Source organism: Deinococcus pimensis DSM 21231, assembly GCF_000519345.1.
GTDB classification, from domain to species: Bacteria; Deinococcota; Deinococci; order Deinococcales; family Deinococcaceae; genus Deinococcus_A; species Deinococcus_A pimensis.
In genome coordinates this window covers 6,121-25,425 of sequence record NZ_KI912674.1, presented here as the reverse complement: position 1 = coordinate 25,425, position 19,305 = coordinate 6,121, and the positions used below count along the sequence as shown (strand labels likewise).

Genomic DNA, 19,305 nt, shown 5'->3' with positions numbered 1-19,305 from the left:
TCGCCCGCGCGGACCTCGGCGTGGCCCTCGCGAGCGGCACCGACGTCGCCATCGAGAGCGCCGACGTCGTCCTCATGCGCAGCGACCTCGGTCGGCTCGCGGGCGCCGTGCGCCTCGCGAAGGCCGCGCGGCGCACCGTCATCGGCAACCTCGCCTTCGCCTTCTCCGTGATCCTCGTCGTCGCGCCGCTCGCGGTGGCCGGGAAGGTCCCGCTGCCCCTCGGCGTCCTCGCGCACGAGGGCGGCACCGTCCTCGTGGTGTTCATGGGCCTGCGGCTCCTCACGCGCAGGCTCTGAACCTCACTCAGTCGCAACCGGGCAGGGTCAGCGTGTCCGGCAGCCTGCGCACGAGCGCCGCGACGCCCTCACGGGTCGTGGTGACGCCGTCCGCGTTGAGGGCCGCGCCGCTCAGCGCCCCCTCCACGCTCACCTGCGACGTGCACGACGCCCAGCGCACCTGCAGCCGCACCTTCAGGTCGAGGCTCGTGATTCGCAGCAGCTGCCACAGGTCCAGCGTCGGGATGACCGCCACCACCCGCACCCGCACCGCGTCGCCGCCCGTGGCGCGCTCCGCGCCCGGGAAGCGGGCCTTCCACGCGCGCGCGAGCGCGTCGTCCGTGACCTCGCGGTACAGCGCCTGACGCGAGGGCGGCAGCAGGAGACGGTAGCGGTCCAGGTCCCCCTCGAAGCCCGTGCCGTCCAGCACGTAGGGCGCGCGCGTCAGATCGACCGCGAGGGGCGCCGCCGCCCGCCCGCCGCCGAGCGCCACGGCGCCCGCCACGAGCGTCAGGGCGCGTCGCCACCCCCGACGACGTCTCTCCACGAGCCGAGTGTACGCGCCCCGACGCCCGCGAGGTGGTGCCCACGTCCCAGAACGCCGCGTGAACCGAATCCGAGGTACGCTGTGGGCATGTTCGGCAAGGCGAGCTGGTGGTTCCCGGTCTGACCGGGTGCCCTTTCGTCTCGTTTCACGCGCCCGGGATCGTCCCGGGCGCGTTTCCGTTTCCCCACCCCTCACCGCCCCTCAGGAGGTCCAGCATGAAGCCCCGCATCCTCACCGGAGACCGCCCCACCGGACCGCTGCACATCGGTCACCTCGTCGGCTCGCTGCGCAGCCGCGTGCGACTCCAGCACGAATTCGACACGTACGTCCTGCTCGCGGACGTGCAGGCCCTCACCGACCACTTCGAGCACCCCCGCCGCGTGCGGGACAACGTCATGCAGGTCGCGCTGGACTACCTCGCCGTGGGGCTCGACCCGCGCGAGGCGACGTTCGTGGTGCAGTCCGGGGTGCCCGAGATCGCGGAGCTCACGGTGTTCTACCTCAACCTCGTGACGGTGTCGCACCTGCGGCAGAACCCGACCGTGAAGTCCGAGATCGCGCAGAAGGGCTTCGGGGAGTCCGTCCCGGCGGGCTTCTTCGTGTACCCCGTGTCGCAGGCGGCGGACATCACGGCCTTCGGCGCGCAGGTCGTGCCCGTCGGGGAGGACCAGCTTCCGATGATCGAGCAGACGGCCGAGATCGTGCGGCGCTTCAACCGCCTCTACGCGCCCGTGCTGGTGGAGCCCCGCGCGCTCGTCGGGGAGGTGGCGCGTCTGCCCGGCCTCGACGGGAAGGCGAAGATGAGCAAGTCCCTCGGGAACGCCATCTTCCTGTCGGACCCGGCGGACGAGGTGGCGCGCAAGGTACGCGGCATGTACACCGACCCGAACCACCTGCGCGTGGAGGACCCGGGCCGCACCGAGGGCAATCCCGTCTTCGCGTACCTCGACGCCTTCGACCCGGACCGTGCGCGTGTCGCGGAGCTCAGGGCGCACTACGAGCGCGGCGGTCTCGGCGACGTGAAGGTCAAGCGGCACCTGCTGGACGTGCTGGAGGCCACGCTCGGCCCGATCCGCGAGCGCCGCGCGGAGTTCGCGCGGCACCCGGACGAGGTGGAGGCCGTGGTGCGCGAGGGGACCCGGCGCGGACGTGAGGTCGCGGCCGTCACCATGCGGGCGGTGCGGGAGGCGATGAGCCTCGACTATTTCGCGGACGCGGAGATCAACGCAGGAGGCTGAGGCGGCACCCGCTGCTGACGCACTCGCGCAGGCGGTCGCCGAGCTCGTTCGTGCGCGCGACGGTCATGTCCGTCGCGCGGTCCACCGAGACGTACTTGAAGCCGTCGCGCGTGAGGACGCTCTCGGCGTCACGACGCCGGATCCACTCGCGTTGCCGGGCGCGCAACGTCGCGCGGCCCGACTCCGGCAGGGCCGCGAGGAGCTTGGTGTAGACCGCGTTGAGGTCCGCGTCGGCCTTGACGAAGAGCTTCTGGTAGCAGTACACGGCGTCGAAGTCGGTGAGGTTCCCGTCGCAGTTGTTCTGCGCGCCCGCGGACGCGGCGAGGCTGAGGGCGGCGGCAGCGAGGAAAGCGAGGAAGGCTCGGTGGTGGGGCATGAGGTCATGGTGCCCGGTCCTGCGTGACGGCAGGATGACGGCCCCTCAGGGAAGGCGGAACGCGTCCGGCGGTGACAGGACGCGCAGGTTGAGACGGGAAGGCCCGGCGTACGTCACGTGATCCTGCGGGCGGCCACCCGCGGCGCAGTCGTACGTGGCCTCGACGCGGCGCACGGGCGGCCACACGACGAGGGCGGCCCGTCCCGCGACGTCCCGCCGCGCGACCGGGCCGAACAGCCGGGAGTCCTCGCTGCCCGTCCTCGTGCGGTTGTCGCCCATCACGAAGTACCCGTCCCGGGGCACGCGGAAGTCGCGCGCGTCCTGCACGAGGCCCGCCGCGGCGCTCTGGGCAAGGTTGGCGAGGTCGCTGGTGGTGTCGAGGCACCCCTGCTCCCGCCAGTAGTCCGTGGTGAAGTTCTGCGCCACCTCCGTCCCGTTGACCCACACGCGCCCGCCCTCGACCCGGACGGTGTCGCCCGGAAGCGCCACGAGCCGCTTGATCAGGAAGGGCCGGTAGGACCACAGGCCGAGCGGACCGGACTGCACGCCCGCCACGGTCGGTGGGCGGAACACGAGGATGTCGCCGCGCCGGAACTCGCCCACGCCCGCGCGGTGCAGCCACGTCTCGTACTTCGGGATCAGGACGCGCTCGCCGTGACGGAGGTTCGGCATCATGCTCACGCCGTTCACGCCCGTGAACGTCCCGACGAACTGCGTCACGACGAGCGCGATCACGAGCGACTCCAGATACTCCCGCCCCAGTCGCCGCGCCCGCCCGTGACGTTCGTCGGAAGCGCCGGGCGGACGAGGAACGGCCGTCTCCTCGGAACCTGGGGAGCTCGAATTCATGCGCTCACTTTCGGTCGTGGACGCCGAGAGGGCGGTGAAACCGCACCTCCGTGCGGAGGGTCAGGGCGGAATGTCGGCGTGCGTCACGTTCCCGCGTCATGGAGAGCGGGACGTGCGCGCCTCGAAGGTCACGAAGACAGGCCCCTTCTGCCACCCGTCTGCCATGCCGGGTCTCCTAGCCTCATCCCGACGAGGCCGAACGCCGCGTCGGAAACGAGGAACACCATGGCCCGAGTCCTGATCGCCACCGCCCCGTACGTCGGGCACGTCAACCCCGCCACGTCCATCGCCCGGACCCTGACCTCGCGGGGGCACGAGGTCGTCTGGTACACCAGCCGCGCCTTCGAGCGCGCCGTGGAGGTCACGGGCGCGACCTTCACGCCCATGCGCCCACACCTCGAGTTCGACCCCACGAACCTCGACGAACGCTTCCCGGCGCGCGCCCGGCTCAATCCCCTCAAGAAGTGGGAGCACGACATCAAGCACCTCCTGGCGGACTTCATCCCCGACACCCTCGACGACGTCCGCGAGGTGCTGCGCGTCTTTCCCGCCGACGTGATCCTCACGGACGTCGCGTTCGTCGCGGGACGCAGCGTCCACCACCACACGGGCCTGCCGTGGGTGTCGTTCAACCCGGCGCCCGTGACGTGCAGCAGCCGGGACACCGCACCCTTCGGGTTCGGCCTCAGGCCGGACGCCTCCCCGCTCGGTCGGGCGCGCAACGCCGCGCTGAACTGGCTCGTGCAGAGGGCGCTGCTCGGCGGCGCCGACCGCTACCTCGCCGGGCGCGAGCGCGAGGTGGGCACGCCCCCTTCGGGCCGCTTCGTGCTCGACGCGATGATCCACGCGCCCGACGTGCTGCTGCAGGGCACCATCCCCGAACTCGAGTACCCCCGCTCCGACCTGCCCGCGACCGTTCACTTCATCGGGGCGCTCCTCCCCGATCCCGCCACGGACTACGTCCGTCCCGCCTGGTGGGGAGAGCTGACCTCGGGCCGCAAGGTCGTGCACGTCACGCAGGGCACGATCGACAACACGGACTTCTCGAAGCTGATCCTGCCGACCCTGCGCGCGCTCGCCGGGGAGGACGTGTTCGTGATCGCCACGACTGGCGGGCGTGACGTGAGCGAGGTCCGCGCCGCCCTGCCCGTGAACGCGCGGGTCGAGGCGTTCATCCCGCACGACCTGCTGCTGCCGTTTGTGGACGTGATGGTCACCAACGCCGGGTTCGGCGGGGTGCAGCGGGCGCTCGCGGCGGGTGTGCCGCTCGTGCTGGCCGGGAAGGAGGCCGACAAGGCCGAGGTGTGCGGACGCGTCGCGTACGCCGGGGCCGGCATCGACCTGCGCACCGAGACGCCCACGCCGCGTCAGCTTCAGGAGTCGGTCCGCGCCGTGCTGACCCTTCCCTCGTACCGCGAACGCGCGGCCACGATGCGGGCCGCCTTCGCCCGACACGACGCGGCGACGCGCGCCGCGGACCTGATCGAGGCGGCCGCGAGGAAGGGTGAACGTCCCGTGTCCACGCGGGAGGCCGTCGCGCTCGCCTGAGCGTTCGCGAGGGGTCCGCGCGGGCCGAGCATGAACGCTCGCCCGGGCGGACTCACGTCCAGGTGAGGCCGCCGGCCACTAGAATGAGCGCGCATGACCGACCGGCCCACCGTCCTTCTCGTCGAAGACGACGAGCACGCCACCGCCCTCACCCGCCGTGCCTTCGAGGAGCACGGGCGCTTCGACGTCGTCACCGCCGAGACGGGGCGGGCGGCGCTGGACGCGCTCGCGCCCGGACGGACCCTGCCCGAACTCGTCGTGCTGGACCTCGGGTTGCCCGACATGCCCGGTCTGGACGTGCTGGAGGCCATCAAGACGGAGCAGCGCACCGCCTGGCTGCCGGTCGTGGTGCTCACCGTCAGCAGCGATCAGCACGACCTGATCCGGGCGGCGGGCCTCGGCGCGTCGTACTTCGTGACGAAGCCCGCGACGTACGCGGAGTTCGTCGAGGCGGCGACGTCGATCAGCGCGTTCTGGTCGACCCTCGCCCTCACGCCGCGCCCGCCCAGGCCGCGCTTCTGACCCCGCCCATGACCGACGTGGTTCCCGCCTGGGTGGTTTCCGTGCTGAACGCGCTCGCGGTGCCCGCCTGCGTCTCGGACGAGGCCGGACTGGTGCTGGGCACGAACGCCCCGTACGACGGGACTCCCGGGTTGCCGCCGAGGGGACGCTCCCTGCGCGGGCTGACCCCGGAGGAGGCCGGGCGGTCCGACGTTCCCGCCCCGGACCGGCCTCTCGTGCGAGGCGTCCGCCTCGAGGGCGGCGAGCGCCGCTGGTCCACGGGCGCGCTGGGCGAAGGGCTGTGCCTGCATACCTTCGAGGGCCGCGCCGAACGCACGGCGGAATCGACGGTGCTGCGGGAAGCCTTCGAGCACGCGCCCGTCGGGTGGGCCGTCTTCGACGCGGACGCGCGCTACCTGCTCGTCAACGAGCACCTCGCGCGGATGAACGGCCTTCCCGTGGAGGCGCACCTGGGCCGCACCGTGGGTGAGCTCCTGCCGGAGTTGCCCGAAGACGTGGCCAGGAGGCTGGAGGACACCATCCGCACGGGCGTGGCCGTCCCAGCGGTGGAGGTCTCGGGCCGCACGCCGGCGTCGCCGGACGCGTCACGCCTCTGGACCGTGGAACAGTACCCGCTGCGAGACGACGAGGGACGCGTGATCGGCGCGGCGGGCATGGCGACGGAGGTCACCGACCGTCGCCGGGCGGAACGGGCGCTGGAGGAGCAGGCGCGGACGCTCGGGGAGCAGGCGGAGCTCCTCGCGCTCGCCAACGAGACGGTGATCCTGCGCGACCCCGAGAGCCGCGTGCGCGGCTGGAACGAGGCCGCGTACCGGATGTACGGCTACACCGGGGACGAGGCGCGTGGGCGCGTCACGCACGACCTGCTGCGCACGGTCTTTCCCGTGTCGAAGGAGGCAGTGGACCTCGCGCTGGAACGCGAGGGTTTCTGGGAGGGTGAGCTGACGCACCGCACCCGTGACGACCGCGAGGTGGTGGTCCTCAGCCGTCAGGCCGCCCGGCGTGACGCGTCGGGCCGGATCGGCGCGATCCTGGAGATCAACTGGGACATCACGGACCGCAAACGTGCCGAGGAGCGGCTCGCGGAGCTCGCCCGGACGCTGGAGCGTCGCGTGGACGAACGCACGGCGCAGCTCAGCGTCATCAACTCGGAACTGGAGGCGTTCGTGTACACCGTCGCGCATGACCTGAGAAGCCCGCTGCGGTCCATCAGCGGGTTCGCGAGCGCCGTCCGGGAGGACTACGGCGAGCGGCTCGACGACGAGGGCCGGAGCATGCTGGGGAGGATCGAGCGCAGCGCGGAACGCCTCGACGAGCTCATCCGCGATCTGCTCGCCTACAGCCGCCTCGGACGTACCGACCTCACGCTCGCTCCCGTGGACCTCGACGAGGTCGTCGAGCGTGCGCTCGGCGACCTCGGGCGGGAAGTCCACGAACGGGACGCGGTCGTGACGGTCGCGCCCCACCTGGGCAGGGTCATGGCGCACGAGGCGACGCTCCTTCAGGTGGTGCTGAACCTGCTCTCGAACGCTCTCAAGTTCGTCGCGCCGGGCGGGCGACCCGAGGTGCGCGTCCGGTCCGAGCGTGTGGGTGAGCGCGTCCGCGTGTGGGTGGAGGACAACGGCATCGGGGTGGAGCCCCGGCACGAGCAGCGCATCTTCCGGGTGTTCGAGCGTCTGCATACCCTTCGCGAGTACCCCGGGACGGGCGTGGGCCTCGCCATCGTGGAGCGTGGCCTGAGCCGCATGGACGGCGAGGTGGGCGTGCGTGCGGGCGAGGCGGGCGGCAGCCGCTTCTGGTTCGAGTTGCGCGCCGCGGAGGAGGACCTGTGAGCGCGACGGTGCTGCTGGTGGAGGACAACGAGGACGACGTCCTGTTCGTTCGGCGGGCCTTTCGCGCGGTGGACGAGCGGGTGACCCTGCAAGTCGTGAGCGACGGCGAACAGGCGATGAACGCGCTGGGCGGCCCGTGGGTGCCCGATCTGGTGCTGCTGGACCTGAAGCTTCCCCGCCTGAACGGGCTGGAGGTGCTCTCCTGGCTGCGCGCCCAGCCGCACCTGCGCTTCGTCCCCGTCGTGATGCTCACCACGTCCCACGAACGCACGGACGTGCTGGGCGCGTACGAACGCGGCGCGAACTCCTACCTCGTCAAGCCCGTGAACGCCACGCGCCTGAAGGACCTCGTCGTGTCGCTCGGCGCGTACTGGCTCACGCTCAACGTTCCCCCGAATTCCTGAGCGGCGCGCCCCACCAGACCCACACGCCCCGCTCGACGGTTCCGCCGCCGAACAGACGCCCGTCGGGCTGGTCGAGCAGCGTGGCGATGACCGCTCCGCGAGGAGGACGGGCGCCCGGCGGCGCTTCCACCACCCGAAGCGTGCCGGGACGTCCGGCGGCGGGCAGTTCGAGCGCGTGGACGAGGCTTTGCCGCGCCGCGTCGCGTTCGACGCGCAGACGCACGTCGAGCCTGCGTCCGCCGACGTGAAGGCCTGTGACGGCTGGACGCCTGACTGCCCGGGAGACTCGCTCCAGGACACGCCTCGTCCCCGCGATGCCCACGAGGAAGGCCGCGTCCGTGGTCGTGAGCGTCCGTCCTCGCAGGTGGACGCGTCCAGGTTCGAGGACGCGCACGCCCACCGCGAGGCTCACGAGCACCTCGTCCGGGACGCGCTCGCGGTGCGGCAGTCCGAGCGCTCCCGCGAGCAGGGTCAGGACGACCCGTTTCGGTGGGACGGTCTGTGCCGCGGGGAGCCGATCGGGGGTGTTCACGTGACCGGTCTCCCAGATCAGTTCCGGTGCGGTGAGGTGCAGCAGGAGGGTGTACATGCCTTCGTTCAGTCTGGACTCCCGGGAATGGGGCGTTCCGCTGATGTCTGGACAGCCCCGCGGGACGGACGTCGTTCATGAACTACCTCACGCGCGGGAGGTGGGATCCGTCGTACGCTCGGACGGGGCGATACCGCCTGTTCACTCGTGGGCCCTGCCGGGGCCTCCCCCTTCCCTGAGGACCGAATGCTGCGCTACGCCCTGCTGCCCCTTGTGTTGATCTCCTGCGCGCCGCGTGTCGCGTCCGCGCCCGAACCTCGAACGTCCGCGCCTCGCGCCGCCGCGCCGGCGTCCGCGCCGTCCGTCACGCCTTCGGGTGCCGGGAAGGACGCTCGCGTCCGGGGGGCGTCCTCCGGAGCGGTTCCTCGCGCGCCGACCTCGCGCGCCTCCGAGGGCAAGCCCCTGGTGATCACGCGTGGGGGCCGGTACACGGGGGTGTACGAGAGCCGCAACCCGGACGTGGCGGCCGTGACCATCCGCACCAGCGAGCCCGTCACCCTCGAAGACTGCAGCCTGCGCGGCAACGGTCACCTGATCACCGGCACCCGCGTGCGGCTCACCGTCCGTCGATGCCACGCCCAGGGCCTCAACCCCAACGTCAAGGGCCGCGCCAAGGGTGACTTCGTCCACCTCACCCAACCCCTGGACCTGCGCGTCGAGAACAACGACACCCAGGGCGTCGGGGGCGTCACCGTGCGTGGTTTTGCCGGGCAGAGCGCGCGCGGTGACGGGCTGCGCATCCTGCGCAACCGCTTGCGTGACATCGACGGGCGACGCAGCGACGGGCAGGGCGGGTACCTGAAATCCACCGGCGGAGACCGGGGTGGGGAAGCGGTGCGTGAGGTGCGCAACGCGGTGCTGTTCGATCACGTGCAGAACATCTCCACGGCGGAGATCGGGTGGAACGAGATCGTGAATCGACCGTGGGTGAGCCTGGTGGAGGACAACATCAACATGTACGTGACGAGCGGGGTGGCGGGCGCGCCGATCCTGATTCACGACAATTACGTGCAGGGGGCGTACCAGTTGCGTCCGGAGGCGGAGGCGTGGTTTTCGGGTGGTGGGATTCTGGTGGGGGACGGGGTGGGGTCGCGGGCGGGGGAGAACGGGTGGGTGCGGGTGGTGGGGAACGTGGTGGTGAGCACGACGAATTACGGGGTGAGCGTGGTGGGTGGGGTGGGGAGTGAGGTGGTGGGGAACCGGGTGGTGAACAGTGGGCGCCTGCCGGACGGGCGGGTGGCGGCGTACGCGAACGTGGGGTTGGTGTTGTGGGATTACTACAAGGTGGGGGGTCGTGGGGTGGGGTGGTTCGGGGGGAATGTGGTGCGTGGGAACGTGGTGGCGTTTTCGCGGGTGGGGCGTGATGGTGGGGTGGTGAGCGTGCCGATGTTCGGGCATGGGTGCGCGGTGGGGGGGAATCGGTGTGAGGACAACCGTGACGCGGGGCCCGCCACCCTCGCCATGGAGCGCCGTGAACACGAGATGTGGCTGTCGCGGGTGCGGGCCGTGGGGATCAAGCTGGGCGCTCCCTGAGCAGGGTGGTGTGGGGGTTGAGGGGCGGCGGGATCGTCAGGAGACGTCTAGGTAACTAAGTTTTTATAGAGAGAACGGTTCGGCCGGCCCGTCCCCCTCCGCGCGCAACCACCCAGCGCCCGAGCGGCGGCATGAGCTCGGGAGGAACGCCTCCATCCACTCGTCACTCGGTCGGACTTCGGGAGGAGTCCAGGAGACGCTCGCCACTCCTGCCTCTTACCTCCGTTATACTGGATAAAAATTTGGATAGTACGATCGTCATCAACCGCCCTCCAGATCGGGCGCGACCCCGAACGAACGACGGCGAGCGCCTGCTCATCGCCCCAGACCTCCTCGCCCCACACCCTCGGACGCACGATCGCGACATACAGTGCCCGTTCTCGATCGTGGAACGCCCGACACGCCGACGCGCACGGAAGGTCACCGAGCACAAAAAGGACGTTCGACGATCGTGCCGATGAGGGATGACCCGCACCACCCACTGGACATCCCACGTGGCATGCGCTAGAACACATGCCCATGGCCAGACACCGACACAGACGCAAGGCACGCCTGAAATGGCAGGTCAGGGCCACCACGGCAAAACGGGTGCAACTGGCCCTGCTGATCGTCATCGCCGCCGAACTGCTCCTGATGTTCCTCCGGACCTGAAGTCCCACACCCAACGGCATCGGAGCGACGGCCAACGGTCGACGCCCCCACGGCCGCGCTCAACACCGCCTCCCCCGGCCTGAACGGCACCCGCACCGATCCGGACCGCGAGCGCCCTCGCCGCTCAATCGGCCCGCGCCGGGCGATCCCGCAGCAGGGGCAGCGGATCGAGCGCCGGAAAGCGGCAGGGACCCGCCGGATCGTAGCGGTCGAACACCGCGAAGTGCAGGTGCGGGGGCGTCGTCTCCGCCTCCCCCGAATCCCCCACCGTGCCGAGCAGGGTGGACGTCGTGACCGCCTGCCCCTCACGCAGACCCGCCGCGACACCGTCGAGGTGCGCGTAGTAGTACCGCCGACCACCCGCCCCGAGGACGTACACCCAGCGCCCGCCCCGCTCGCTGCTCCCGATCCGCCAGACCACGCCGCGCGTCGCGGACCGCACGGGCGTCCCGCGACGCGCGAAGATGTCCTGCCCCGCGTGCCGCAACCCGCCGGGCCGCGCGGCATTCCAGGTGTTCGCGACCTGCGCGACCCGCACGCCCTCCACCGGCATCAGCAGCGCGGCGTCCGGACGGGACGGGAGCGAGCGGGCCAGCGAGGGCAGACGGGCGATCGCCTCGTTCCAGGCGCGTTCCTTCGCCGGCGACTCCTTCGGTTCCGGCTGGCAGAGCGGTGAGGAGGCGGCGAGAACGGGGAAGGTCAGGGACGTGAACGCCGCGAGGACGAGCAAGCAACGCGCGAGGGTGAGCACGCCGTGATCGTACGCGCCGCGGATGAGCGCCGCTCACGGCGCGCCTGATCACGCATCCCGCCCGGACGCCCCGTCAGTAGTACAGGATGTCCCAGTGGTTCGCCCAGTACTCGTCCGCGTAGATGTTCCCGGCGGCGCTCTGATACCTCGGCGCACCGTCGCCCCGGTCCGAGATGCGCGTGAAACTGTTCCGCACGTACGCGTCGATGCACGAGTTCTTGCGGATGTCGACCTTGTAGCCGTTGTAGTGGCTGTACGTGCCGCTCGCGTGCCCGACCTCCGTGCCGCCCGTGATGGTCATCGCGCAACCCGACGCGTTCTTCAGGGTCACCGCGCCGTCCACCGTGCCGGAGTTGATCTGCTCGAAGGACGTGCACGTCGACACGCTGCGGTCGCTGCATCCCCCACTGGAGTACACGCCGTACCCCGCGCCCGTGAGTCGGCTGCGCGCGGCGGAGTCGGACATCTTGTACCCACTCAGGGTGCCCACGGCGGGCGTGTCCGCCTCGTCCTGGGCTGCGAGGGCAGGCGCCTGCTCGGAAGGTTCCGTGGCCGGGAGACCGCCGCAGGCGGCGAGCGCGAGGGTGAGCGAGAGCAACAGGGACGGACGCACGACGTGCTTCATGAACGCTCCTTCCGGGCCGCCTCACCCCACGTTCCGGGAAAAAGCGGCCTCGCTCCACACGGCGGGACGGCCCGTCGACCGGGCGGTACGTGCTTCGTGCTGGAACGTGCGTACCGTACCCTTCCCTGCAAGGTGCGTGACGTGCGGTTTCTCACGGGCACACGCGGACGTCCGACCGTGAGCGAACCCTGAAGGAGAGGTTCTGCTATCGTGACGTCCCACCGCGCCCCGCCCCTCTCCCGACCGCGAGGTTCCCGTGCTGCCCGACGCCCTCATCACCGCCTTCGCGGACGCCCTCGACGAGCTCCTCGCGCGCCCCGTCTGGACCGACAGCGAGGGCGCGGAACGCCTGCGACGCGAGGTGCGCGTCCTGCGCGCCGAGGTCCGCACGGGGAACGCCCCGGGACGAATCGACGACCTCGCGGGAGCGCTCAGACGGGTCGTCACCGCCTACCACGAGGCCGGGCACGCCGTGGCCTACCTTCGCCTCGCGCCCCGCGACCGCATCCGGCTCGACGACGTCCGCTTCACCACCGACGAGGAGGGCATCCTCGCGCCCTCCACCACGTACACCTTCCTCAGCGAGCCGCCGTGGCCCGACCCCCACGACGCGCGCGAACTCGTCGTGGAGATCGCCTGCCTCCTCGCCGGGAAGGCCGCCGAGCCCACCCTCACGCACGGACTGCGGGTGGACGGCACCGACCTCGACGACCTGGCCGAAGTGGACGACCTGCTCCTCGCCCTCGCCCCCGAACGTCGTCACGAGGCGCTCTCGCAGGCGCGCGCCCTGCTGCTCACCCTCGATCTCGACCGGAGCGCCGCGCCCGTCGCCGCGCTCCTGTACGACCGCTGGGAAGCAGGTGAGCCCGTGACCACCGCCGAGCGGATCGAGGCGCTCCTGGGCGGGTGACGGTCCCGTCATCACGTCACCGTAAACTGCACTGGACCACCCGGGACCCCCGGGGGCCCGGAGGATCTCGTGACCCAGCCAGAAGCCACCGAACTCGTGGAGTGCGCGGCCTGTCACACCCGGCGCGCCGCGCGCGACCTGCTGCCCCTCGCGGCGGTACGGCCCAGCGTGGCCGCCTTCGTGGAGGCGGACCATCCCGACGTGCGGGAGACGGACCGCGTGTGCCTCTCGTGCCTCAACCGCGCCGTGGACGCCGAGATCCGCGACGCCATCGCCCTCGACGCGACGGAGACGGCCCGGCTCGACGAGGAGGTGCGGCTCAGCCTGGAACGTCAGGAGGCCGTCACGCGCAACCTCAACGCGGAGTACGACCGCGCGCTGCCCCTCGGGGACCGCGTCGCGGACCGCGTGGCGACGTTCGGCGGCAGCTGGCGCTTCATCGGCCTGTTCACGCTCGTCCTGATCGTGTGGATCGTCGTGAACGGCGCGCACCTGCTCGCGCGGCCCTTCGATCCGTACCCGTTCATCCTGCTCAACCTCGTGCTCTCGTGCGTCGCGGCCCTGCAGGCGCCCGTCATCATGATGAGCCAGAACCGTCTGGAGGCCCGCGACCGTCTGCGCGCCGAGCAGGACTACGAGGTGAACCTCAAGGCGGAACTGGAGGTGCGGCACCTGCACGACAAGCTCGACCACCTCACGCGCAGGCAGTGGCAGCGGCTCCTCGTGATCCAGCAGGCGCAGCTCGACCTCATGCGTGAGCTGAGCGACCGTGACCGCTGAGGGCGCTACGCCGTCGTGACCTCCCCGGAACGCGCCGCCACGTCCGCGTCCACGGAGGGCAGCGTGAACTGGAAGACGCTGCCCTCGCCGGGCGTGCTCTCCAGCCACAGCCAGCCGCCGTGCCGCTCCACGATCTTGCGGCTCACCGCGAGCCCGAGCCCGCTGCCCTCGATCTCGTCACGGGAGTGCAGGCGCTTGAACGGCACGAAGATCTGCTCGAAGTAGCGCTCCTCGATGCCGAGGCCGTTGTCCCGCACCGAAAAGCGCCACATGGACCCCTCGCGGCGCGCGCTCACGTGCACCCTCGGCGGCACGCCGGGACGGGCGTACTTCAGCGCGTTGCCGATCAGGTTCACCAGCACCCGCGAAAGCTGCCCCTCGTCGGCGCGCACGATCGGCAGATCGTCGTGCGTGACGAGCGCGTGGGTGACCTGCAGGTCGGGCGTGAGCAGTTCGAGCGCCTCCGCGAGGACACGCGCGCTGTCCACGGGCTCCAGCGGGCGACGCTGCGTGTTCACGCGCGAGAAGGTGAGCAGGTCGTCCACGAGGCGCTTCATCCGCTCGCCGCCGCGCACGATCTGCGTGAGGTAGGCGTGGCCGCGCTCGTCGAGCAGGTGGCCGTAGCGGAGGTCCAGCACGCCCGCGAAGCTCGTGACGGCCCGCGCGGGCGCCTGCAGGTCGTGCGACGCGACGTACGCGAACTGCTCCAGTTCCTCGTTGCTTCGTTTGAGCTCACGGTTCGCCTGTCGCAGCGCGGCCTCCGCGCGGTCGCGGTCGGTGACGTCACGCATCACGACGACCGCGCCGAGCTGCTCCCCGCCCGACGTGACGATGGGGCCGCCCACGCAGACCATGAGGCGCCGCTCGCCGTCGGGGCGGCGCACGACGATCACCTCGTCCTGCACCCGGCGGCCCTGCCAGGCGCGGTAGAGCGGCACCTCCTCGCGTGGCAGCGGCGTCTCCCCGTCCGGGCGGTACAGCCGGTAGAGTTCCGCCCAGCGTTCGGGCGGGGCGGCGCGCGCGGCGCTGCCGTGGATCTCCTCGCTGGCGGCGTTGAAGGTGGTGAGGCGGCCCTGGGCGTCGCAGGCGACGATGCCCTCCGAGAGGCTGCGCAGCAGCCCCGAGAGGAACGTCCGCTCGTGCTGCACGGCGCGCAGGGCGTCGGCGCGCTCCAGCGCCACCCCGAGGGAGCGGGCGACGGTCTCCAGCAGGGCCCGCTCGGACGAGGTCCAGGCGCGCGGCTCGTACGATCCGACGATCAGCACGCCGCGCGCCTCGCCGCCCACGAGGACCGGCAGGCTCGCGGTCGCGCGGATGAGGGTGAGGTCGTGCGCGGCGGACGGCACGGTGTTCGGGTCGTAGCGCTCCTGGTAGTACGCCTCGTGCGTGTCGAAGGGGCGGTCCAGGTTCGGGTTGAGGCCGCGCGGCAGGCCGCCGCGCAGCGTGTCGAGCAGGCGGGGGTTCCGGAAGACGCCGCGGTGCGAGCGCAGCGCCCAGCGCTCGCCGGCGGGCTCGTAGTAGGTGCTGGCGCTGCCCGGCAGGAGCCCCACGAGGATCTCCTGCGCGCGGCCCACCAGCCGCGCGGGGTCCGCCTCGGCCGCGAAGTCGCGCGAGAGGTCCGCGAAGGCCTCCAGGGCGCGGTTGCGCAGGTCGAGCTCGGCGGTGCGTTCGCGGACGCGCGCCTCCAGGGTGGTGTTGAGCTCGCGGGCCTCGTGGTAGAGCTGCGCGTTCTCCAGCGCGAGCGCGGCGCGGTTGGCGAGTTCGCGCGCGGCGGGCAGGTCGCCTTCGCCGTACGTGCGGCCCGACTCGGCGAAGCAGAGGTTGAGGAGCCCGATGGGCCGTCCGTGCGCGACGAGCGGCACGGCCAGCATGGAGCGCAGGCGCAGGCGGTCCATGACGTCCTGCCAGCCCTCGGGGAGCGGACCGACGCTCGCGAGCAACCCGGGCAGGTCGGGCACGTGCAGCGTCTCGCCGTCACGGAAGGCGCGCCCGATGCCCGCCTCGTCGTCCACGCGGGCAGGGAAGGCCCCGATGACCCTCCGTGCGTACTCCACCTTCTCGTGATCGCGGTGCTGCACCGCGACGGGCGTGAGGACGCCCTCCGCGTCCGGGAGGTAGACGACGCACCAGTCGGCGATCCGCGGCACGGCCAGCCGGGCGAGCCGCGTGAGGGTCTGGGTGACGTCGAGGTTCCGCGCGAGCGTCTCGCCCGCGTCGGCGAGGAGCGTGAGGCGTTCCTCGTCGCGCTTGCGGGCCGTGACGTCGGCGGTGACGCCGAGGAGCCGCAGGGCCCGGCCCTGCTCGTCCCGTTCGACGTGCACGCGGTGCTCCGTCCAGATCTTGCGTCCGTCCGCGCGGAAGTAGCGGTGCTCCACCCGCAGTTGCTCCGGCCCACCGTCGCGCAGGACATCCTCGAAGTCGCGCGTGACGCGGCCCCGGTCCTCCTCGTGGACGCGCCCGGCGAAGCTGGCGAAGGGCGCGTCCGCGTCGTCGACGTCCAGCAGGCGGGCCGCCTCGGGCGTGCGGGTCGTGCGTCCGCTCCCGACGTCGTAGGTCCAGACGCCCAGCCCGCCCGCCTGCAGGGTGAGGTGCAGTTTCGCCTCGGAGTCACGGCGGTCGTGAACGTCGGTCGCGACGCCGAGCCACTCGTCCTGCCCGAAGGGACGCACGCTGACGTGCTGCCAGCGGTACGAGCCGTCCTGACGTCTGAAGCGCGCGTCGAGCTCGTAGGGGCGGCGGTCCGCGCGTGCCTCGGCGCGTACCCTGCGGACCCGCTCGAGGTCGTCGGGGTGGAGCGCGCCCTCCCAGGCCTCTCGCGGCAGGACGGCGGGCAGGCCGGTGTACTCGCTCCAGGTGCGGTTGAAGTGCAGGACGTCCTCGTGGTCGCGTGCGGTCCACATCAGGGTGGGGGAGGCGTCGAGGACGTCACGCAGACGGGCGTGGGCGGCGCGTTCGTCGTGCAGGGCGCTTCCGGTGCGGTGCTCGACGAGCTTGAGCGCGTGGATGTCGTGCAGGGTGCACACGACCCGCGCTCCGTGGGCGCCGCGAGGTCGGCTCTGCAGGCACTGCCAGCGGTACCCTCCGGGCGTGAGGAGGCGCAGTTCGTGCTCCACGGGACGGCCGTCCGGGTCGACCCAGGCGGGCGGCGCGCCGGGCACGGGACGATCGTCGGGGTGCACGAGGGTCAGAAAGCCGCGCCCGAGCAGCTCGTCGAGGGGTCGGTCGGTGAGGGTCCGGAGGGCGGGGTTGACGTGGAGGACGGCGCCGGTCGGGTCGCTGACGAGGGCGGGCAGGGGAAGGTCGTCGAGCAGGTCGAGGGCGTCCGAGGGCAGCGGCTCGGGCACGTCGCCATGCTAACGAAAGCTAAACGCCGGATTGTGGATATGGTGACTTCGTGAGACGTCTCTGAACGCCCTGCGCGTCGGGGGGACGTGGATATCGCCGGGCCTCTGCTCCGGCCACGCACGGACCCGGAGCGTCGGACGCCTCGGGGGACGCCCGCGCTTTGCCTATACTTCACACATGGCTCACGTGCTTCTGACCGGTGGACGGGCGCCCGCCACGCTGGAGCTCGCGCGTCTGTTCGGACGTGCGGGTCACGCCGTGACCGTCGCGGATCCCTGGCGCTGGCACGTCTGCCGGGTGTCACGACACGTGAAGCGCAGCGTGCGCCTTCCCTCCCCCCGACGTCACTTCCCGGGCTTCTCCCGCGCCCTCCTCGACCTCGTCCGGAGCGCGCACGTGGACCTGCTCGTGCCCACCTGCGAGGAGGTGTTCTGGGTCGCGCGGGCCGCGCCCGAACTGCGGGCGTACACGCGGGTCCTCACGCCCGACCTCGCGGTCCTCGCGGAGCTGCACCACAAGGGCCGCTTCGCCCACCTCGCGGCCCACCTGGGCCTCGGCGTGCCCGACACGCACCTCCTGACGGCACCCGAGGACCTGCTGCCGTTCATCCGGAACGCGGCCTCGTCCGTGTTCAAACCCGCCTGGTCCCGCTTCGGCGCGCGCACCCTCGTCTCACCTTCACGCGAGACGCTCGCGCGCGTCCACCCGAGCCCCCGGGATCCCTGGGTCGTCCAGGACCGCGTGCACGGGGAGGAACTGTGCGCCTGGGCCGTCATGTCCCGGGGGCGCGTCCGCGCGCTCGCCGTGTACCCCTCGCGGTTCCGCACGGGCCGGGCGAGCGTCCACTTCGACGCCGCCCGGAACGAACGGGTCACCGCGTGGATCGAGCGCTTCGCCCGCGCCACGGGCCTCACCGGGCAGGTGGCCTTCGACTTCGTCGACACGGGTTCGCACGTCGTCGCGCTGGAGTGCAACCCGCGACTCACGAGCGGCATCCACCTCTTCCATGACCAGCCGGAGGTGACGCGGGCCCTCCTCGACCCCGACGCCGTCGAGACCGTCATGCTCGCCCGTCCCGCCCGTCCGCTCATGGTGGCGGCGGGCATGGTCCTCGGCGGGCACCTCGCGACCCGCGAGGGCCGCCGGGCGTTCCGCACGGCCCGCGACGTCCTGTCCGCGTCGGGCGATCCCCTCCCGGCGCTCGCGCAACCCGCGCTCCTCGCCGCGCTCGCCCTGCGCGCCGCGCGCGGTCGCCGTGGCCTGCTCGCCGCGACCACCGCCGACATCGAATGGAACGGTGAGGCGTGAGGGCCCTCGTGACCGGCGCGACCGGTTTTCTGGGCGGGCACCTCGCGCGCGCCCTGCGGGAAGAGGGCTGGGAGGTCACCGCGACAGGTCGGGACCGGGCGCGGGGCGAGGCGCTCGCGCGCGGCGGACTGACCTTCGTGCCCGCCGACCTCGCCGAGGCCGACCTCACATCCCTGCTGGCCCATCAGGACGTGGTGTTCCACGCGGCGGCCCTGTCGAGCCCCTGGGGAAGACGCGTGGACTTCGAACGGTCGAACGTCCTCGCGACCCGCCGCGTCGCCGCGGGCTGCCTCGCGTCGGGCGCGCGTCTCGTGCACGTCAGCACGCCCAGCCTGTACGTCCGCCACGGTGACCGCCTGAACGTCCCGGAGGACGCGCCCCTGCCCCGGCCCGTCAACGACTACGCCGCGAGCAAACGCGCGGCGGAACTGGAGGTTCTGCGGTGCGCGGCGCGCGGTCTGCACGCCGTGATCGTGCGTCCACGCGCGATCTACGGGCCGGGCGACACGGCCATCCTGCCGCGTCTGCTGCGCGCCCTGCGGGCCGGACGTCTGCCCGTCGTGGGGCGAGGCGACAACGTCACCGACCTGACGTACGTGGAGGACGGCGTCCGGGCGCTCGCGCTCGCCGCGCGCGCCGAGGTGCCCTCGGGGCGGGTGTACAACGTCACGAGCGGCGATCCCGTCCCGCTGTGGCCCCTGCTGTTCGACGTGTGCGACGAGCTGGGCCTGCCGCGCCCGGCAGGGCGTCTGCCGCGCGGCGTCGCGCACGCGGCGGCGGCCCTGCTGGAACTCACCGCCCGGCTCACGGGCGGTGAGGAGCCGCGTCTCACCCGCTACGGCGTGAGCGTCCTCTCGTCGAGCGTGACGCTCGACATCACCCGCGCCCGCCGCGAGCTCGGGTACGAGCCGCGCGTCCGCACCGCCGACGGGCTGCGCCGCACCCTCGCCGCGCTGGGGGACGCGTGAAGGTCACGTGGCTGCACGCCGGGTACTGCCTCAACCTGGAGGCGCTCACCCTGCGCGGCGCGCCCGTCCGGGTGGCGCGCTACCCCGCCGGGTTCGCGCTGCTGGAGCACCCCTCGCGCGGGCCGGTCCTCTTCGACACGGGCTACCATCCCCGCTTCTTCGAGGCCACCCGGCGCTTCCCGGCGCGGGCGTACGCGCTCGCCACGCCCGTCGTGGTGCGTCCGGAGGACACCGCGAGCGCGCGGCTCGCGCGG

At 72.1% G+C, this 19,305-nt stretch carries 18 protein-coding genes and 2 pseudogenes; 13 read left to right on the top strand and 7 right to left on the bottom strand.

What is annotated here, in order from left to right:
- Nucleotides 1-296, top strand: a pseudogene (locus DEIPI_RS38300) (heavy metal translocating P-type ATPase); the annotation flags it as partial.
- 7 nt (nucleotides 297-303) lie between these two features.
- Here the strand turns inward: DEIPI_RS38300 and DEIPI_RS0122975 are convergent.
- Entirely contained in the window at nucleotides 304-822 is a 519-nt protein-coding gene (locus DEIPI_RS0122975; RefSeq protein ID WP_157463912.1) for a hypothetical protein, read from the bottom strand.
- Between the two features lie 215 nt (nucleotides 823-1,037).
- On the opposite strand from DEIPI_RS0122975, the gene trpS reads away from it, so the two are divergent.
- Nucleotides 1,038-2,060 carry a tryptophan--tRNA ligase gene (trpS, locus tag DEIPI_RS0122970; protein WP_027483318.1) on the top strand — a complete coding sequence of 341 codons (1,023 nt, stop codon included), beginning with the start codon at nucleotides 1,038-1,040 and terminating at the stop codon, nucleotides 2,058-2,060.
- Here the strand turns inward: trpS and DEIPI_RS0122965 are convergent.
- Both DEIPI_RS0122965 and lepB read right to left on the bottom strand, forming a co-directional pair.
- Nucleotides 2,044-2,436, bottom strand: a complete 393-nt coding sequence (locus DEIPI_RS0122965) for a lysozyme inhibitor LprI family protein (RefSeq protein ID WP_027483317.1) — start codon at nucleotides 2,434-2,436, stop codon at nucleotides 2,044-2,046. The two genes, trpS and DEIPI_RS0122965, sit on opposite strands and share 17 nt — an antisense overlap.
- A gap of 45 nt (nucleotides 2,437-2,481) precedes the next feature.
- Nucleotides 2,482-3,285, bottom strand: a complete 804-nt coding sequence (gene lepB, locus DEIPI_RS33935; RefSeq protein ID WP_084474813.1) for a signal peptidase I — start codon at nucleotides 3,283-3,285, stop codon at nucleotides 2,482-2,484.
- 225 nt (nucleotides 3,286-3,510) lie between these two features.
- On the opposite strand from lepB, the gene DEIPI_RS33930 reads away from it, so the two are divergent.
- From DEIPI_RS33930 to DEIPI_RS0122940, 4 genes are all read left to right on the top strand, one after another.
- Nucleotides 3,511-4,833 (top strand): glycosyltransferase, encoded by a 1,323-nt coding sequence (locus tag DEIPI_RS33930; RefSeq protein ID WP_045235012.1) that lies wholly within the window; start codon nucleotides 3,511-3,513, stop codon nucleotides 4,831-4,833.
- Between the two features lie 93 nt (nucleotides 4,834-4,926).
- Nucleotides 4,927-5,355, top strand: a complete 429-nt coding sequence (locus DEIPI_RS0122950) for a response regulator (protein ID WP_027483316.1) — start codon at nucleotides 4,927-4,929, stop codon at nucleotides 5,353-5,355.
- A gap of 8 nt (nucleotides 5,356-5,363) precedes the next feature.
- On the top strand, nucleotides 5,364-7,187 hold the full coding sequence (locus DEIPI_RS36045; RefSeq protein WP_052351948.1) for a sensor histidine kinase: 1,824 nt from the start codon (nucleotides 5,364-5,366) through the stop codon (nucleotides 7,185-7,187).
- The gene (locus DEIPI_RS0122940; RefSeq protein WP_027483315.1) at nucleotides 7,184-7,591 is read left to right on the top strand and encodes a response regulator; all 408 of its coding nucleotides are present in this window, start codon (nucleotides 7,184-7,186) and stop codon (nucleotides 7,589-7,591) included. Before DEIPI_RS36045 ends, DEIPI_RS0122940 begins: the two co-directional genes overlap by 4 nt.
- Here the strand turns inward: DEIPI_RS0122940 and DEIPI_RS0122935 are convergent.
- Complete coding sequence (locus tag DEIPI_RS0122935) at nucleotides 7,569-8,180, bottom strand: hypothetical protein (RefSeq protein WP_027483314.1); 612 nt, start codon at nucleotides 8,178-8,180, stop codon at nucleotides 7,569-7,571. The genes DEIPI_RS0122940 and DEIPI_RS0122935 overlap by 23 nt on opposite strands.
- Nucleotides 8,181-8,585: 405 nt before the next feature.
- Here DEIPI_RS0122935 and DEIPI_RS33920 point away from each other — a divergent pair, with 405 nt between their 5' ends.
- Together DEIPI_RS33920 and DEIPI_RS41985 are read left to right on the top strand one after the other, a co-directional pair.
- On the top strand, nucleotides 8,586-9,713 hold the full coding sequence (locus DEIPI_RS33920) for a hypothetical protein (RefSeq protein WP_169737196.1): 1,128 nt from the start codon (nucleotides 8,586-8,588) through the stop codon (nucleotides 9,711-9,713).
- A 519-nt stretch (nucleotides 9,714-10,232) separates the two neighbouring features.
- The gene (locus tag DEIPI_RS41985; RefSeq protein WP_281173258.1) at nucleotides 10,233-10,364 is read left to right on the top strand and encodes a hypothetical protein; all 132 of its coding nucleotides are present in this window, start codon (nucleotides 10,233-10,235) and stop codon (nucleotides 10,362-10,364) included.
- 124 nt (nucleotides 10,365-10,488) lie between these two features.
- Here the strand turns inward: DEIPI_RS41985 and DEIPI_RS0122925 are convergent, their stop codons facing one another.
- Together DEIPI_RS0122925 and DEIPI_RS0122920 are read right to left on the bottom strand one after the other, a co-directional pair.
- A complete protein-coding gene (locus DEIPI_RS0122925; protein WP_045235011.1) occupies nucleotides 10,489-11,115 on the bottom strand; it encodes a M23 family metallopeptidase in 627 nt (208 codons plus the stop codon).
- A gap of 73 nt (nucleotides 11,116-11,188) precedes the next feature.
- A complete protein-coding gene (locus DEIPI_RS0122920; protein ID WP_027483312.1) occupies nucleotides 11,189-11,740 on the bottom strand; it encodes a hypothetical protein in 552 nt (183 codons plus the stop codon).
- 256 nt (nucleotides 11,741-11,996) lie between these two features.
- Here DEIPI_RS0122920 and DEIPI_RS0122915 point away from each other — a divergent pair, with 256 nt between their 5' ends.
- Together DEIPI_RS0122915 and DEIPI_RS33915 are read left to right on the top strand one after the other, a co-directional pair.
- Nucleotides 11,997-12,650 (top strand): hypothetical protein, encoded by a 654-nt coding sequence (locus tag DEIPI_RS0122915; protein ID WP_027483311.1) that lies wholly within the window; start codon nucleotides 11,997-11,999, stop codon nucleotides 12,648-12,650.
- 69 nt (nucleotides 12,651-12,719) lie between these two features.
- Nucleotides 12,720-13,430: a DUF1003 domain-containing protein gene (locus tag DEIPI_RS33915; protein WP_052351946.1), complete on the top strand. Its 711-nt coding sequence runs from the start codon at nucleotides 12,720-12,722 to the stop codon at nucleotides 13,428-13,430.
- Nucleotides 13,431-13,435: 5 nt separating this feature from the next.
- On the opposite strand, the gene DEIPI_RS33910 is transcribed toward DEIPI_RS33915, so the two are convergent.
- Nucleotides 13,436-16,774, bottom strand: coding sequence for a PAS domain S-box protein (locus DEIPI_RS33910; protein WP_052351945.1), 3,339 nt, complete (start codon nucleotides 16,772-16,774; stop codon nucleotides 13,436-13,438).
- A 178-nt stretch (nucleotides 16,775-16,952) separates the two neighbouring features.
- On the opposite strand from DEIPI_RS33910, the gene DEIPI_RS0122900 reads away from it, so the two are divergent.
- From DEIPI_RS0122900 to DEIPI_RS40585, 3 genes and pseudogenes are all read left to right on the top strand, one after another.
- Nucleotides 16,953-18,083 (top strand): ATP-grasp domain-containing protein, encoded by a 1,131-nt coding sequence (locus DEIPI_RS0122900; RefSeq protein WP_027483310.1) that lies wholly within the window; start codon nucleotides 16,953-16,955, stop codon nucleotides 18,081-18,083.
- A gap of 8 nt (nucleotides 18,084-18,091) precedes the next feature.
- Nucleotides 18,092-19,051 (top strand): NAD-dependent epimerase/dehydratase family protein, encoded by a 960-nt coding sequence (locus DEIPI_RS0122895; protein WP_245588631.1) that lies wholly within the window; start codon nucleotides 18,092-18,094, stop codon nucleotides 19,049-19,051.
- A pseudogene (locus DEIPI_RS40585) lies at nucleotides 19,048-19,305 on the top strand (MBL fold metallo-hydrolase); the annotation flags it as partial. The gene DEIPI_RS0122895 and the pseudogene DEIPI_RS40585, both read left to right, overlap by 4 nt.